The sequence below is a fragment of the Methylobacterium sp. Leaf102 genome (assembly GCF_001422425.1).
Lineage (GTDB): Bacteria > Pseudomonadota > Alphaproteobacteria > Rhizobiales > Beijerinckiaceae > Methylobacterium.
This window is the reverse complement of record NZ_LMMX01000001.1, coordinates 294,204-307,731: the sequence shown is the minus strand read 5'-3', so window position 1 is coordinate 307,731 and position 13,528 is coordinate 294,204. Positions and strand designations below refer to the sequence as shown.

At 71.8% G+C, this 13,528-nt stretch carries 14 protein-coding genes; 8 read left to right on the top strand and 6 right to left on the bottom strand.

Features of this window, described 5'->3' with window-relative positions:
- The first annotated feature begins 14 nt into the window (after positions 1-14).
- Together ASF27_RS01405 and ASF27_RS01400 are read left to right on the top strand one after the other, a co-directional pair.
- Positions 15-224, top strand: coding sequence for a cold-shock protein (locus ASF27_RS01405; RefSeq protein ID WP_055956856.1), 210 nt, complete (start codon positions 15-17; stop codon positions 222-224).
- Positions 225-416: 192 nt separating this feature from the next.
- The gene (locus ASF27_RS01400) at positions 417-647 is read left to right on the top strand and encodes a hypothetical protein (RefSeq protein WP_056166770.1); all 231 of its coding nucleotides are present in this window, start codon (positions 417-419) and stop codon (positions 645-647) included.
- Positions 648-867: 220 nt separating this feature from the next.
- Here ASF27_RS01400 and ASF27_RS01395 read toward each other — a convergent pair whose 3' ends face one another.
- On the bottom strand, positions 868-1,749 hold the full coding sequence (locus ASF27_RS01395) for a 3'(2'),5'-bisphosphate nucleotidase CysQ (RefSeq protein ID WP_082478733.1): 882 nt from the start codon (positions 1,747-1,749) through the stop codon (positions 868-870).
- Positions 1,750-2,104: 355 nt separating this feature from the next.
- Between ASF27_RS01395 and ASF27_RS01390 the strand changes: the two genes are divergently transcribed.
- Entirely contained in the window at positions 2,105-2,599 is a 495-nt protein-coding gene (locus tag ASF27_RS01390; protein ID WP_056357153.1) for a DUF6101 family protein, read from the top strand.
- Positions 2,600-2,602: 3 nt separating this feature from the next.
- Here the strand turns inward: ASF27_RS01390 and ubiA are convergent, their stop codons facing one another.
- Positions 2,603-3,559, bottom strand: coding sequence for a 4-hydroxybenzoate octaprenyltransferase (gene ubiA / locus ASF27_RS01385; protein WP_056357151.1), 957 nt, complete (start codon positions 3,557-3,559; stop codon positions 2,603-2,605).
- A 111-nt stretch (positions 3,560-3,670) separates the two neighbouring features.
- Positions 3,671-4,153 (bottom strand): hypothetical protein, encoded by a 483-nt coding sequence (locus ASF27_RS01380; RefSeq protein ID WP_244472856.1) that lies wholly within the window; start codon positions 4,151-4,153, stop codon positions 3,671-3,673.
- 270 nt (positions 4,154-4,423) lie between these two features.
- Between ASF27_RS01380 and ASF27_RS01375 the strand changes: the two genes are divergently transcribed.
- The 5 genes from ASF27_RS01375 to ASF27_RS01355 all read left to right on the top strand — a co-directional run bounded on the left by ASF27_RS01375 (position 4,424) and on the right by ASF27_RS01355 (position 8,244).
- Complete coding sequence (locus tag ASF27_RS01375; protein WP_056166782.1) at positions 4,424-5,176, top strand: 16S rRNA (uracil(1498)-N(3))-methyltransferase; 753 nt, start codon at positions 4,424-4,426, stop codon at positions 5,174-5,176.
- Positions 5,177-5,304: 128 nt separating this feature from the next.
- The gene (locus tag ASF27_RS01370) at positions 5,305-6,672 is read left to right on the top strand and encodes a glutamate--cysteine ligase (RefSeq protein WP_056166784.1); all 1,368 of its coding nucleotides are present in this window, start codon (positions 5,305-5,307) and stop codon (positions 6,670-6,672) included.
- Between the two features lie 119 nt (positions 6,673-6,791).
- On the top strand, positions 6,792-7,244 hold the full coding sequence (locus tag ASF27_RS01365) for a hypothetical protein (RefSeq protein ID WP_056263624.1): 453 nt from the start codon (positions 6,792-6,794) through the stop codon (positions 7,242-7,244).
- A gap of 100 nt (positions 7,245-7,344) precedes the next feature.
- Entirely contained in the window at positions 7,345-7,590 is a 246-nt protein-coding gene (locus ASF27_RS01360; RefSeq protein ID WP_056357825.1) for a sulfurtransferase TusA family protein, read from the top strand.
- A gap of 81 nt (positions 7,591-7,671) precedes the next feature.
- The gene (locus ASF27_RS01355) at positions 7,672-8,244 is read left to right on the top strand and encodes an NUDIX hydrolase (protein WP_056357149.1); all 573 of its coding nucleotides are present in this window, start codon (positions 7,672-7,674) and stop codon (positions 8,242-8,244) included.
- Positions 8,245-8,372: 128 nt separating this feature from the next.
- On the opposite strand, the gene ASF27_RS01350 is transcribed toward ASF27_RS01355, so the two are convergent.
- From ASF27_RS01350 to ASF27_RS01340, 3 genes are all read right to left on the bottom strand, one after another.
- Positions 8,373-9,806: a GumC family protein gene (locus tag ASF27_RS01350; protein ID WP_244480892.1), complete on the bottom strand. Its 1,434-nt coding sequence runs from the start codon at positions 9,804-9,806 to the stop codon at positions 8,373-8,375.
- A 453-nt stretch (positions 9,807-10,259) separates the two neighbouring features.
- A complete protein-coding gene (locus ASF27_RS01345; protein ID WP_056357144.1) occupies positions 10,260-11,366 on the bottom strand; it encodes a glycosyltransferase in 1,107 nt (368 codons plus the stop codon).
- Positions 11,363-13,387: a glycosyltransferase gene (locus ASF27_RS01340; RefSeq protein WP_056357822.1), complete on the bottom strand. Its 2,025-nt coding sequence runs from the start codon at positions 13,385-13,387 to the stop codon at positions 11,363-11,365. Before ASF27_RS01340 ends, ASF27_RS01345 begins: the two co-directional genes overlap by 4 nt.
- Positions 13,388-13,528: the final 141 nt, after the last annotated feature.

The following is a 13,528-nucleotide window of genomic DNA, read 5'->3' as shown; positions in this document are numbered from 1 at the left end:
ACGAGGATCTATTCGTGAATACCGGCACTGTTAAGTGGTTCAACGAGACCAAGGGCTACGGCTTCATTCAGCCTGACGATGGCGGCAAGGACGTTTTCGTCCACATTTCCGCCGTCGAGCGTGCAGGCATGCGCAACCTCATCGAGGGCCAGAAGATCTCTTACGAGATCCAGACGGACAAGCGCAGCGGCAAGGACTCGGCTGGTAACCTCCAGGCGGCCTGACGCCCTCGGCGCCAGCCCTCGGGGCTGGCGTCACCAACGGTCCTCGTGAAGAGCCGTTCACCGTCGGTCATCGATCACGCGTTCCGGATGGGAACGATGGCTCGATCCGGCATCCCGCAGCACCAAGCGACGATACCGGACCCGTTAAGGGGTCCCGCACATCACGACACCTGAAAGTACACAAGAAAAAGCATGTTGTTCGAATACACCCGACGCAGAAGCGTCCGTTCGCCCGTCACCGACGCGGCGACCTTCCGGGTGGACCGTCTCAAGCAGGCCGCGACGCGCGGCGCCAAGACGACCGACCTGAGCCATCTCATCGACACCTCCTACAACTATCATTCGGCCCGAGAACTGCGCTGGCACCTCGCCGAGCGGTTCGGCATGGCCCCCGAGGCCGTGGCCCTGCGCGAGCACGCTTGAGCACCGGCGCGCGGACCCGGTTTCGCTGAGCGAAACGGTTTTCCGCGTTTGAACGGGCGCCGATCGGGTCGCCCCCGTCTCGGCTCCCGACGGGCGCTCCACCCACCTCCAGACGACCGGACACCCCCTCACCTTCCAGAGGGGGCATCGTCGTGTCGAGCGCGGACGCGGAGACCTTCCGCGTCGTGGCGACCCTCGCGGGTCGCGCCCCTCGACGACCCTAGCCGCGGGCCAGGGCTTCCACCGTCTCGGCCCGCAAGCCGTCCGGCAGGGCGATGAGGGCGCCGTGGACCGGGTCCGGGCGGTTGTAGGGCGTGGGACGGCCCGACAGGTCGCTCACCGAACCGCCGGCCTCGCGCAGGAGCAGGTCGGCGCCCGCCAGATCCCAGTCGCGGGCGTCCGACGACACCAGTCCGACATCGATTGAGCCGTCGGCCACCCGCGCGACGCGCAGGGCGAGGGACGGCACGCGCTCGACCACGACGAAATCCGGCTTCACTCCGCCCTGGGTCGCGCCGCGTGCGAGGCGCTCCATCATCGGTTTCGGGCCCGTCACGCGCGCGCCCGCGAGGGCCGCCTGCGCGGAGGCGCGGAGGGGCGCGCCGTCGCGGGTCGCCCCGAAGCCCGCCGCCGCCTCGTAGAAATGTCCGCTCACGGGGGCATGGACGAAGCCGAGCACCGGCTGGCCGCCGGCCAGAAGCGCCACGGAAATCGACCAGTCCGGGTGCCCGGTGAGGAAGGCCCGGGTGCCGTCGATGGGATCGACGATCCAGACGAGGTCGGCCTTGAGGCGCAGCGCGTCGTCGGCCGTCTCCTCGGAGAGCCACGCCGCCGCCGGCAGCAGAGCGCTCAGGCGGATCTTCAGGAACGTATCGACGGCGACATCCGCCTCGGTCACCGGCGAGCCCCCAGCCTTCGACCAGATCCGCGCGCCCGTCTGCTCGCCCGCCCGGAAGAACGGAAGCGCGAGGCCGGCCGCCTCGCGGATCGCGTCGCGCAGGGCCGGCACGAGGGCGTGCACCTCGTCCCGGACTTCGACGGGTCCTCGGGCGTGGGCCGCATCCGGTCCACCCGTGGCGGGTGGTACGCTCGTATCGGGCATGCGACTCCTGTCGGATCGGGGTTCTAGCGAAAAAGGCGTTGGGGACGGAGCAGGGAGGATGCCACGCGGCAGGCCGATGCGCCGTCCCGTCCGTTGTAGGGTGCCGGGTCGGCCGCCACAAGGATTGCTGCGCAGAGGTCGATACGCTTGGATCTCGGATATCGCGGCAAGGAACCGTTGAGCATTCTTGGCATCAAGCCCGCGTCCATATTCGCTTAACGCTCACTCTTAAGGTCGCTGGAGGAGGTTAGACGCAATTCTGCTTGTCATAGACGGGCGGTCCAGCAGAGGCCGTTGCCAGCAACAGGGTCACCGGGCCATGAACACTTTCGCAAGCACGAACACTTTCGCAAGCATGAACACCGTCGCCAACCTGAATCACGCCGCCGACGCCGCCACCGTTCAGGCCCTGCCCGCCTTCGTCGCCGCCCGGCTGCCGGTGATCGGCCGCACCGGTGCGCTTGCGCCCACCGGCGTCGCCCTGGCCTTCTCGGAGGACGCCAGCGACACCTGCGGCGAGGATCGCTTCGATCTCCTCCTCGTCGGCGCGGACAGTGCCGTCATCGTCCGCCTCGGCCCGTTCTGCGAGGACGAGGTGGTGGCCCTGTGGCGGGATGTTGCCGGCAAGTCCGGCTTGGCCCGGATGATCGTGAAGGAGGACGGCAGCCTCGCCGCCGTGTCGCGTCAGATCGGCCCCGTGGCGCTGGGCCTGACCCGCACCCGCCGCCGCCACGGCCTGCTCTCCGGCCGCCGCCCGCGCTTCCTCGTGCGTCGCAAGACCGGCTCGCTGCCGGTGCGCCCGCTGATCCATCGCGGCGAGAGCGAGATCGCCTGCGGGGGCGTCTGCTGAACCTTATCCCGTCCAGGCCCGCAGGCCCGCGTCGAGCGCCAGACCGGCGAACAGGATCAGGCCCGCATCGCGGTTCGATCGAAACAGCATGAGGGCGCCGCGCCCGTTCCCCGCTTCCAGGCGCCGGACCTGCCATCCGAGATGGGCGGCGAACCCGGCGACGCCGAGGAGCCCCACGGGGCCGGCCCCCGCCCGCCAGGCGGCGACCCCGACGAAACCCGCGGCGGCGGCGTAGCAGGCACCGATGGCCGGCTTCAGACGCGGTCCGAAGGTGCGGGCCGAGGAGCGGATGCCCGCGATGGCGTCGTCCTCGATGTCCTGTACCGCGTAGATCGTGTCGTACCCCACCACCCACGCGATGGTGCCGGCGTAGAGCAGCCAGGCTGGGGCATCGAGACGGCCGAACACCGCCACCCACCCCATCAGCGCGCCCCACGCGAAGGCGAGGCCGAGGACGAGCTGGGGCATCGGCATCACCCGCTTCATGAACGGATAGATCGCCACCGGCAGGAGCGACGCGATGCCGACCAGGACGGCGTCGGCGTTGAACTGCAGCAGCACCGCCAGGCCGACGAGGGTCTGGAGACCGAGGAACACCGCCGCGTGCCGGGCCCGAACCTGGCCGGAGGGCAGGGGGCGCGAGCGGGTGCGCTCCACCTGCGCGTCGAGGTCGCGGTCGGCGATGTCGTTGTAGGTCGAGCCCGCGCCGCGCATGGCCACGGCGCCCACGAGGAACAGGACGAGGTGGAGCGGGTTCGGAGCCGTGCCCGCGGCGAGGCCGGCCAGGGCCGCCGACCACCAGCACGGCAGCAGCAGCAGCCACCAGCCGATGGGGCGATCGATGCGGGCGAGGCGCAGGTAGGGGCGCGTCCGCCGCGGCGCCCAGCGGTCGACCCAATGCCCGACGACGGCATCGGCGACGGGGTGTTCTTCGGATGGGGGGGAGCGGGTCACGCGCATGCGGGACCGGGGGTGCTGGGAACGCCAATCATCCCGCGGCGTATGGCGGGCAATGCCCCGACGAGACAAGTCGCCGGGCAAGTCGCCAGGAAAGGCGCCGGGACTGCGCGATCAGAGTGCGCCCTGGGGCATCTTCATCGCACCGGTGAGGCCCGGGCCGCCGAGGAGGCCGCCGCCACCGCCGCCGTTCTGGGCCTGGGCGCGGCCCTGGGCTTCCATCTTGGCGGCCTGGGCGGCGATGCCGCAGATCTTGGTGCGGATGCCGCCGACCTTGAGATGGTCGGCCTTGAAGCCTTCCGCGAACGAATCGGGGATCGAGCACCACTCCTTGTTGGCGGTGATCCACTTCATCCCCTCGGAGCCGTTGTTCTGGAGCTTGCCGAACAACGCGCAGGCTTCCTGCGGGGTCATCTTCTTCTTCGAGTTCGAGGCGGAGTTCGCCTTGGCCACGAGGTCCTTGCGGGCCTGCAGGGTCTTCTGGATCTCGCCGCACTCGACGGCCTGCGCGAAGGCGGTCTGCGAAGCCAGCACGGAGCCGGCCAGCACGGAGCCGGCGAGGACGACGGCGACCGTCGCGATATGCTTGAACGACATGCTCTGACTTCCCTTAAAGTCTCCCCGACGCCCCGACGGGAGCTCTGCCCCTGACCGCCGGCGCGATGGCCCGATCCGCTGCGGGGACGCGATGCGTCCCGCGCGATTCGAAACCCCGAAAGGCGTTTCGCCATAGGAATGTGGCGTCTTTCGAGTCGCAAACCGCGCCGGCCGTTCGGCCGTGGGCAAAGCGCACAAAGTCGGCCCGCGTGGCTCTTTGGCCACAGGCGGCGCGTTGACAGGCTTCGAGCGCCACGCGACCACCCCCGCATGGCCGCCTACGATTTCACCGCCCCCCGCCTTCACGTCGAGGCCAGCCTCGCGCCGGACGTGGTCCTGCCCCTCGACCGGGCGCAGGCGAACTATCTGCTCAACGTCCTGCGCCGGGGGCCGGAGGATCCGGTGCTCTTGTTCAACGGACGCGACGGCGAGTGGCGGGCCACCCTGGCGCAATCCGGCCGCAAGAGCGCCGACCTCGTGGTGCGGGAGCGGACCCGTGGCCAGACGCCGCGCTCCGACCTGCACTACCTGTTCGCGCCCCTGAAGAGCGCGCGCCTCGACTACCTCGCCCAGAAGGCCGTGGAGATGGGGGCCGGCACCATCCGGCCCGTCTTCACGCAGCGTACGCAAGGGGAAAAGCTGAACGCCGAGCGCCTGCGCGCCAACGCCGTCGAGGCGGCGGAGCAGTGCGGCATCCTTAGCCTGCCGGACCTTCCCCCGGCCGTGCGCCTGCCCCAGGCCCTCGCCGACCTCGCGCCCGAGCGCCTGCTCGTGTTCTGCGACGAGGACGCGCCCCTGTCCGATCCCATCGCGGCCCTGCGCGGGGCAGCCGACCCGGGCGCGCCCCCGCCACTCGCCGTGCTGGTCGGGCCGGAGGGCGGGTTCGCGCCGGACGAGCGCGCGCTCATCGCGGGCCGGCCCAACACCGTTGCCCTGTCCCTCGGACCCCGCATCCTGCGGGCCGATACGGCCGCCGTCGCGGTGCTCGCCCTGGTGCAGTCGGTGCTGGGGGACACACGCTGACGCCGCGCGCCGTCGCGCGCGTTGTTCGCGCCGCGGGCGTGGATTAAGGAGGCGGCATCCCGACGGGGCGCAACCGACCCCAGGTCGACCGGCCTTTCATCCGACCCTATTCACCACGAGGCCAGCGCATGGCGCGCGATACGTCCGACACGACGCCGCTGACGACGCGGGATGAACTGATCGCGTGGTTCGCCGAGGGCGAGAAGCCGCCCGCGCGCTTCGCCATCGGCACCGAGCACGAGAAGGTCCCGTTCTACCGCGACGGCAACCGCCCGGTCCCCTACGCCGGGGATTCCGGTATCCGCGCCCTTCTCGAAGGCCTCGCGCGCGAGACCGGCTGGGAGGCCATAGAGGATGCGGGCCATCTCATCGGTCTCGCAGGCCAGGAGGGCGGCGCCATCTCCCTGGAGCCGGGCGGGCAGTTCGAGCTCTCCGGCGCGCCGCTGGCCGACGTGCACGCCACGGAATCCGAGTTGCGCACGCACCTCGAGGCCGCCAAGCGCGTGGCCGACCCCCTCGGCATCGGCTTCCTCGACCTCGGGATGAGTCCAAAGTGGACTCGCGAGGAAACGCCCGTGATGCCGAAGAGCCGGTACAAGATCATGGCCGGCTACATGCCGAAGGTCGGGACGCTCGGCCTCGACATGATGCTGCGCACGGCCACCGTGCAGGTGAATCTCGACTTCGCGTCGGAGGCCGACATGGTCGCCAAGATGCGCGTCGCCCTGGCGCTCCAGCCCGTCGCCACCGCGCTCTTCGCCAATTCGCCCTTCACCGACGGACGGCCCAACGGCTTCCTGTCGCGCCGCTCGGAGATCTGGCGCGACACCGATCCCGACCGAACCGGCATGCTGCCCCGCGCCTTCGCCCCGGGCTTCGGCTACGAGGCCTATGTCGACTGGCTCCTCGACATGCCGATGTACTTCGTCAAGCGCGGCGAGACCTATCACGACGTCTCCGGCGCCTCGTTCCGCGACCTGATGGCGGGCCGGCTCGCGGCCCTGCCGGGCGAGCGCGCCACGGTGTCGGACTGGGCCAACCACGCCTCGACGGCCTTTCCCGAGGTGCGCCTGAAGCGCTTCCTCGAGATGCGCGGCGCCGATGTCGGCGGCCCGGCGATGATCGCCGCCCAGGCGGCGTTCTGGGTCGGCCTGCTCTACGACGATGCGGCGCTGGCCGCCGCCTGGGACATCGCCAAGGGCTGGAGCGACTGCGATCGCGAATGCCTGCGCGCCACGGTGCCGCGCCTCGGCCTCGCCGCCCGCATCGGCGGACGGCCCCTCGGCGCGGTCGCGGCGGAAGCCCTGGCGGTGGCCCGCTCAGGGCTCGCCGCCCGGGGGCGTCGCGACGCCCAGGGGCAGGACGAGACCCGCCACCTCCAGCCCCTGGAGGCCATCGTCGCCGCCGGGCGCTCGCGGGCCGAGGGCTACCTTGCGGATTACGAGGGCCGGTGGCAGCGCTCCGTCGAGCCGGCCTTCACCGAGTGCGTTTTCTAGGAAAGCCGCTGCGGATCCGATCGCGCCGATTGTGAAAGGCTTGACTGTGTTCGTTCGGGAACGGTTCAGGCACGATGCCGTTCATAGGGATATCTGATCGCAAGCCGGAGACGTTCCGCATGTCGCGCATCCTGTCCCTCGCCCTCGCGGGCACCACCGCCCTCGGTTTGTCGGCGGGCTCCTTCACCTCCGCCCAGGCGGCCCCGTTCCCGGCCCTCAACGCCGGCCAGATCGCCGGTGAGCGCGCCGGCGTCGAGAGCGTGCGTTGGCGCGGCGGCTACGGCGGCGGCTATTACGGCGCCGGCTACGGCCGGGGTTACGGCCGTGGCTATTACGGCGGTTACCGTCGCGGCCCCGGCATCGGCGGCGCCCTCGCGGCCGGTGCGGCCCTCGGCATCATCGGCGGCGCCATCGCGGCGAGCCAGGCCCCGCGCTACGGCTACTACGACCGGGGCTATGTCGGTGCCGGTTACGGCTACGGCGCTCCGGCGTATGGCTACGGGTACGGTGCCCCCGCCTACGGCTACGCCGCGCCGGCCTACAGCTACGGCTACCCGGCCTACGGCTACTGAGGGCGGCGGCCGTCCCGGCGGTGAACGCCGGGCTTCCATCCCGACATCACCCGTCGACGGCTCCCGGGCCGCGACGGGTTTTTTCATGGCGCCAGAGCTGATGCCCGCTGAACCGCCCGATCCTGTCGAACTCGACCTGTCGGGCCTGAAATGCCCGCTGCCGGTTCTGCGCACCCGCAAGGCCCTGCGGCGCCTGCCCCCCGGTGCCGTCCTGGCGGTCCTGAGCACGGACCCCCTGGCGGCCATCGACATCCCGCATCTCGTGCGGAGCGAGGGCGACGCGCTGCTGGACCAGGAGCGCCGCGACGGCGCGATTCGATTCACGATCCGGCGCTGCCCGGACTGAGGCCGCCTCATTCGTGCGCCAACGCACTGCTAAGGCCCGCGCGTCGGCCGTCCCGCATCGGACGGCGCGTGAGGAAAGAGCATGGCGCCTGTCATCCGTGGCACTCGGATCCTGCATGACGGCTGGAGCCGGTTTCTCGTCGCCGAGGTGACGATGCCGGACGGAACGCGTCTCGCCCGTGAGATCGAGGATCATGGCCGCGCCGTTGCCGTGCTGCCCTACGATCCGGTGCGCGGCGTGGCGCTCCTCGTCGAGCAGTTCCGGCCCGCGGCCCTCTACGCCGCCGGGACCGAATCCCTCTTCGAGGTTCCGGCCGGCCTCCTCGACGAGGCCGATCCGGAGGAGGGCGCGCGGCGGGAGGCCTACGAGGAGGTCGGCGTGCGCCTCGGGGCCCTGGAACGCATCGCCTGCGGCTGGAGCATGCCGGGCATCTCCACGGAGCAGATGGACCTGTTCCTCGCCCCCTACGGCGCCGACGACCGCTCCGGTCCGGGCGGCGGCCTCGACGCCGAGCACGAGAACATCACCGTGCACGAGATGGATCTCGCCAGCCTCAGCGGCATGAGCGACCGGGGCGAGATCACCGACATCAAGACCCTGCTCCTCGTCTACGCCCTGCGCCTGCGCCATCCCGACCTGTTCGCGGCAGCCTGAGGGGGCCTTCCGGCGCGGCGCCGGTCCCTGAGCGGGTCCACGTCGGCAAGCCAACGTGAACCTGCTTAGCTCTCTGATCTGTCGCTGGTTTTCGACGCAGAGCCGGTGACCACTCTTGTGAAACCCGCTCAGGCGTCGACGGCGCGGAAACTCCGGGCGCCGACGGGTGCGGCGGGGCTGCGATCCATCGCGTCACGGCGGTCGCGGCTGGCGCCCCGCAGCAGGGCGAGGCCGGCCCCGAGGGCGAGGCCGAGCGCCAGGGCGACGGGCAGGATCACCTTGGGCGAGGGCGGCCAGCTCCGCAGGCGCGCCGGGGTCGCGGCCGAGATCACCCGGACGTTGGAGCTGTTGAGGCGCTCCTGCTCCGAGGTTTCCCGTGCCCGCCTGAGGAAGGTCTCGTAGACGGCGCGCCGTGAGTCGAGCTCGCGCTCCAACTCGCGCAGGCCCACGTTGGCGCGGTCGTTCCCGGAGGTCTCCACCTTGGCCCGGTCGAGGCTCTTGCGCACGGCGGCTTCGGTGGCGGCGGCCCGGTCGTAATCCTTCTGCGAGGTGTCGATGATCCGCTCCTTCTCGCGTTGGATCATGCGTTGGAGATCGCGTTGCTGGGCGAATTGCTCGGCCATGGCCGGGTGGCGCTCGCCCAGCCGCGTCGCGAGTTCGGCGGTGTTGCGGGACAGGCTGGCGTAGGATTGCCGCAGGTTCTGCATCTCGGTGGATTGCAGCATCTCCGGCAGGGAGGTGCCGGCCTCGCCCGTCCGCATCCGCCTGGCTTGGTCGAGGCGCGACTGGGCTTCGGCGGTGCGGATCGTGGCGGTGACGAGCTGCTGGTTGAGGTCGCTGAGCTGCTGGTCGCTCAGAAGACGGCCGCTGGTGGTGACGAGCTTGTTCGCCTCCCGGTACCTGACCACCTTGCCCTCGGCCTCCTCCACCCCGCGCCGCAGGCTGGTGAGGCGCCCCGAGAGGGCGTCCGAGGCCCGCCGCGCCGCGTCCATCCGCGCCCGGGCCTCCTCGGCGAAGTAGGCGTCGCCGATGGCGTTGGCGATGCGCGCCGATTTCTCCGGATCGAGGGTCTGCACGTAGACGTCGATGACGAAGGTCCGCTCCGCCCGGCGAACCCCGAGCTTCGTCCGCAGGGTGTCGAGGGCGATGTTGACCGGGTCGCGGCTCGCCGGCGGCGGATCGAGGCCGAGGAGTTGCTTGACGCCGATGACGACGGGGTTCGTCGAAGGGGTCCGGACGAATTCGTCGTCGGTGGCGAGCTTAAGGCGTTCCACCACCCGGCTCAGGACGCTGTCCGACTGGATCACCCGCGCCTGACTCTCGGCGATGGAGACGCCGCTGTCGGCCTGCGGCGACCGGGTGGTGAGGTCGTTGGCGATGACGGAGAGATCGGTCGGATCGACGAGGATCTGCAGGACCGAGGTGTAGGCCGGTTTCAGCAGTCCGAGGCCCGCGACCGCGAGGGCGACGGCGATCACGCCGGCGAGCACGATGAGGCCGAGGCCCCGCCGGAGCCGGCGCAGGATGGCGGCGGGCTCGGGCGCCGAGGACGGGCGCTCCATCGCGATCGGCTCCCCGCGTATCGTAGTCCCGAAGTCGAACATCGTCCCGTCTCCCGACCGTCCCGCTTCCGGGGTGTCGCCCCGCCCTCGCTCCGCTTCATCCGGGGAACGACCGTACCGATTTGGCACAGGCGCTCCCGTCGTCGACGTGGATGCGGGGTGGTTCAGCAGCGGGCGTGCCAGCCCGCACCGTCCCGGTTTCGCGTCGTCCCGGCTTCGCGTCGGCCGAACCGGAACGGATGAGCGTCGCCTCGCGGACGGGCCTCACGGAGCCGTCCGCGGCACCGGCAAACCCTACGAACGCCCCGGTGTAGAAGACGCTATCGCGACGCCGACCTCCACGGGGATTCCTGTGGGGAACCTCGATGACAGGGGGGTATGATTACCGAACTCTGCCCGAATCTCGCATGCGACCCCGTGGCTCGGTCCGGCCGGGGGGGCGCAGGCGACCCCTCAGGAGGCCGGAACGACGCCGTCCGGCGCGTCCGCGTAGGCCGCCGTCCCCCGGTCGAGGAAGCTGCGGAAACGCGCCGCGTCGGCGGTCGCGAGACCGTTCCAGCGGGCCACGTTGGCCCGCGATGCCCGCGCCGCCTCGGGCAGCCGCGTCCGCGCCCAGGCGGCGATGCGGGCGGCCGTGCCCTCCGGGTCGTCCGACGCGACGAACAGAGCGGAGTCTCCCAGCACCTCGGAGAACACCGCTCCCTCGGGGGCGACCACGGGCAACCCGCCGTGCTGGACCTCGAGGAGGGGCAGCCCGAGGCCCTCGGCCTTTGAGGTGGACAGGAGAAGGTGACAGCTCTCGGCGAGGCGGCGCAGGCCGGCATCGTCGACGTAGCCGTGCAGGGTGAGGAAGGCGGGCGGTGCGTCGAGGAAGGCGTGGCGGCCCCAGCCGACCCGGCCGACCACGTGCAGTTCCGCGCGGATGCCGGCGGCATTCAGGGCCGCCACGATGGCGAGGGCGGCCGGATAATCCTTGCGCGGTTCGATGGTGCCGATGGCGAGGATGCGCAGGGGTAGGGCCGGATCGTAGGCCGCCGTCCGCGCCAGATCAGCGAGGCCGAAGACGTCGCGTACCCCCGGCCGAAGCAGCGCCACGAGGGCGTCGCGCCGGCACACGTCCCGCACCGCCAGCCCGGTGGTGCGTGAATTGACGAGGAAGCGGCGTCCGAACCGCATGGCGAAGGCGAAGCTCGGTGCCATGTAGAGCCGGCTCTTCCAGCTCAGGTCCTCCGGCCGGGTCAGCAGGAAGGTGTCGTGGACGTAGGTGACGCAGCGGGTGCCGAAGGCGATGCTCAGGGGGCTCGGCGGGAAGCCGGGGAAGACGAACAGCGCCGAGCGGTCGGCGAGCGCCCGTGCCGGCAGGCCGAGATGCTGGGCCAGCATCATCCCGGGTACACCGCCGCTGCGCACGGAATGGACCTCGTGCGGGGCGAGGTTCGCGGCCGAGAACAGGTCGAGGGCGACCCGCTCGATCCCGGTGACGTGGCCGCGCAGGTTGCTCAGGTCGAGATAGACCCGGCGCGGCGCCGGCGTCGCCGTCAGGGCGAGGGCCGCACTCATCGCGCGCGCCGCGAGGGGCTGGCGAGAAGACTGCCCACGTACAGGACCCGGCGAATCCAAAGCGGCAGGTCCCGGCCGAAGACGGCGCGCTTGGCCCGGCGCAGGAGGCGGATCGGGGCGGGGGAGGGGCCCGGCACGGTCCCGGTCTCGCCCGGATGACGCACCCGCGCGAAGGCGAACCGGCCGAGCATGGCCGGCGTAAAGCGCAGGCGCCCGTCGGCGGGCGCCGGGATCAGGCCCCGTGCGACGAGGACGTCGTTGAACCGTAGGGCGGCGGCGGCATGGCTGAACCGGCCCTCGAAGGCGATCCGCGCCTGCGCGCCGAGGCGCCGGCGCCGGGCTTCGTCGGCGATGAGACCGGCGAGGGCGGCCGCGAGGGAGCCGGGCTCCTGCGGGACGAGGACGCCCGAGACGCCGTCGATCACCGCGCTGGTGAGTCCGGAGGCCCGGTAGGCGACGGTGGGAAGTCCGCACAGCCCCGCCTCCACAGGGGTCTGTCCCAGGGTCTCGTTGAGGCTGGCGGTGAGGTAGATGTCGCAGGCGCCGTACCACGCCGCCAGACCGGCCTCGTCGCCGACGGGACCGGCGGCGAACAGGTCGGGCAGGCCGAGGGCGTCCGGATCGTCGAGGCGTCCCACGGCGACGAAGCCGACACCCGGCCGCGCGACGCGGCGCAGGGTGGCGACGAGGTCGGCGAACCCCTTGCCGGGGGCGTCGGCGATGACGGCGGCGAACATCACCAGCACGCCGTCGACGGGCAGGCCGAGGTGTCGGCGCAGGGCCGTCCGGTCGCCGGGCCGGAAGGCCCCCGTGGGAAACGCGAGGTCGATCCGGGCCACGGCGGTGCCGGCGGGTGCGTTGGCACGGGTGTACTCGTGGGTCCAGGCCGAGTTGGTCAGGAGCAGGGGGCCGCCGGGACCGGCGAGGTACGCCCGCTTCTCGGCATGGACGCCCGCGATCCGGGACGGTGCGAGGTAGGGGTACTGCGTCGGGGTCGGGCAGCCCGCGTCGCAGCCCGTGGCGAGGCGGGTGCAGTCGCACGGGAAGGCGCAGCGCCCGGTGATGGGGAACAGGTCGTGCATCACGACGGCGACGGGAAGGTGTGCGGCGAGGCGCGCGAGGAGCCCGAGCCGGCGCGTCGCGCCGTGGATGTTGCCGACGAGGAGGAGATCGTGGCCCCCGTCCCGGATCGCCGCCTCGGTGCGGGGGAAACGGTCCTGCCACTCGGCTCTCGCCGGCACGGCCTCGTCGAACAGCCGCAGGCCCGTCACCCGATGCCCCGACAGCGCGAGGGCTTCGGCGAGGCGGCGATGGGCGATGCCCGCCCCGCCGCCGGCGCCCTGGTCGGTCAGGGCCGCGATGGCGAGGCCGGCGGGGTGCGGGGGTGGGACGTGACCCTCCGGCGCGCGCTGGAGCAGGACCGGGCGCCCGACCCGCGCCAGCCGCAGCCCCGCGAGGCGTGGCCACAACGCGCCGACCGGAGACGGATCGGCGAGGTCGAGGCCGCCGGCCGCGTGGATCGCCGCCCGCGACAGCAGGCATTCGCCGCCTGTGAAGGGGCCGAGGCGTCCGGCCGGAACCCGGCCGTCGAGGGGGCCGGGCGCCTGCGCGACCGCATCGAGGCCCAGAACCGTTTCGCCGAACACCACCCGCAGGCCGGTGACGACGTCCGCCGCCGCGAGGGACGCCTCCAGGGCGAGGGACGTGAGGGCGCCCGGCGCCAGGAGGTCCCCCGCCCGCAGGACGAGGACGAAATCCACGGACGGATCGGACAGCAGGGCGGCGACGCGGGCCGTTGCCTCGGGTCCGGGCGGGACGTGATGGTGCTGGAGCGGCCGGTAATCCTGGCCCGCCACGGAGGCGTCCGTGCCGGCGAGGCCGGGCGTGCCGGGGGGCGACGGCGTGAGGACGTGCAGATTCGGCCAGGGCCGTCCGTCCGGAAGGGTCGCCGGAACGGCTCCGTCCTTGGCTCGTGGCCCGAAGGGCCACCCGGCGACGCCATGGCCATCGTGTTCGCGCATGACGACGGTCACGTCCGTGATGGGGTGCCGCCGAGACCTCGACACGCCGAACCAGCCCCAGCCTTTAGCCGAGGGTGGGAGGAATTCATGAAGAATTGCCTGTGCTCTCTGAGCCGGGAAGACCGCTCTCCCGGGGAGAGC

What these genes read in the sequence shown, in the direction of transcription:
- ASF27_RS01400 (WP_056166770.1), top strand. Translation starts at nt 417, where the DNA reads ATGTTGTTCGAATACACCCGACGCAGAAGCGTCCGTTCGCCCGTCACC.
- ASF27_RS01395 (WP_082478733.1), bottom strand. Translation starts at nt 1,749, where the DNA reads ATGCCCGATACGAGCGTACCACCCGCCACGGGTGGACCGGATGCGGCC.
- ASF27_RS01390 (WP_056357153.1), top strand. Translation starts at nt 2,105, where the DNA reads ATGAACACCGTCGCCAACCTGAATCACGCCGCCGACGCCGCCACCGTT.
- ubiA (WP_056357151.1), bottom strand. Translation starts at nt 3,559, where the DNA reads ATGCGCGTGACCCGCTCCCCCCCATCCGAAGAACACCCCGTCGCCGAT.
- ASF27_RS01380 (WP_244472856.1), bottom strand. Translation starts at nt 4,153, where the DNA reads ATGTCGTTCAAGCATATCGCGACGGTCGCCGTCGTCCTCGCCGGCTCC.
- ASF27_RS01375 (WP_056166782.1), top strand. Translation starts at nt 4,424, where the DNA reads ATGGCCGCCTACGATTTCACCGCCCCCCGCCTTCACGTCGAGGCCAGC.
- ASF27_RS01370 (WP_056166784.1), top strand. Translation starts at nt 5,305, where the DNA reads ATGGCGCGCGATACGTCCGACACGACGCCGCTGACGACGCGGGATGAA.
- ASF27_RS01365 (WP_056263624.1), top strand. Translation starts at nt 6,792, where the DNA reads ATGTCGCGCATCCTGTCCCTCGCCCTCGCGGGCACCACCGCCCTCGGT.
- ASF27_RS01360 (WP_056357825.1), top strand. Translation starts at nt 7,345, where the DNA reads ATGCCCGCTGAACCGCCCGATCCTGTCGAACTCGACCTGTCGGGCCTG.
- ASF27_RS01355 (WP_056357149.1), top strand. Translation starts at nt 7,672, where the DNA reads ATGGCGCCTGTCATCCGTGGCACTCGGATCCTGCATGACGGCTGGAGC.
- ASF27_RS01350 (WP_244480892.1), bottom strand. Translation starts at nt 9,806, where the DNA reads ATGGAGCGCCCGTCCTCGGCGCCCGAGCCCGCCGCCATCCTGCGCCGG.
- ASF27_RS01345 (WP_056357144.1), bottom strand. Translation starts at nt 11,366, where the DNA reads ATGAGTGCGGCCCTCGCCCTGACGGCGACGCCGGCGCCGCGCCGGGTC.
- ASF27_RS01340 (WP_056357822.1), bottom strand. Translation starts at nt 13,387, where the DNA reads ATGCGCGAACACGATGGCCATGGCGTCGCCGGGTGGCCCTTCGGGCCA.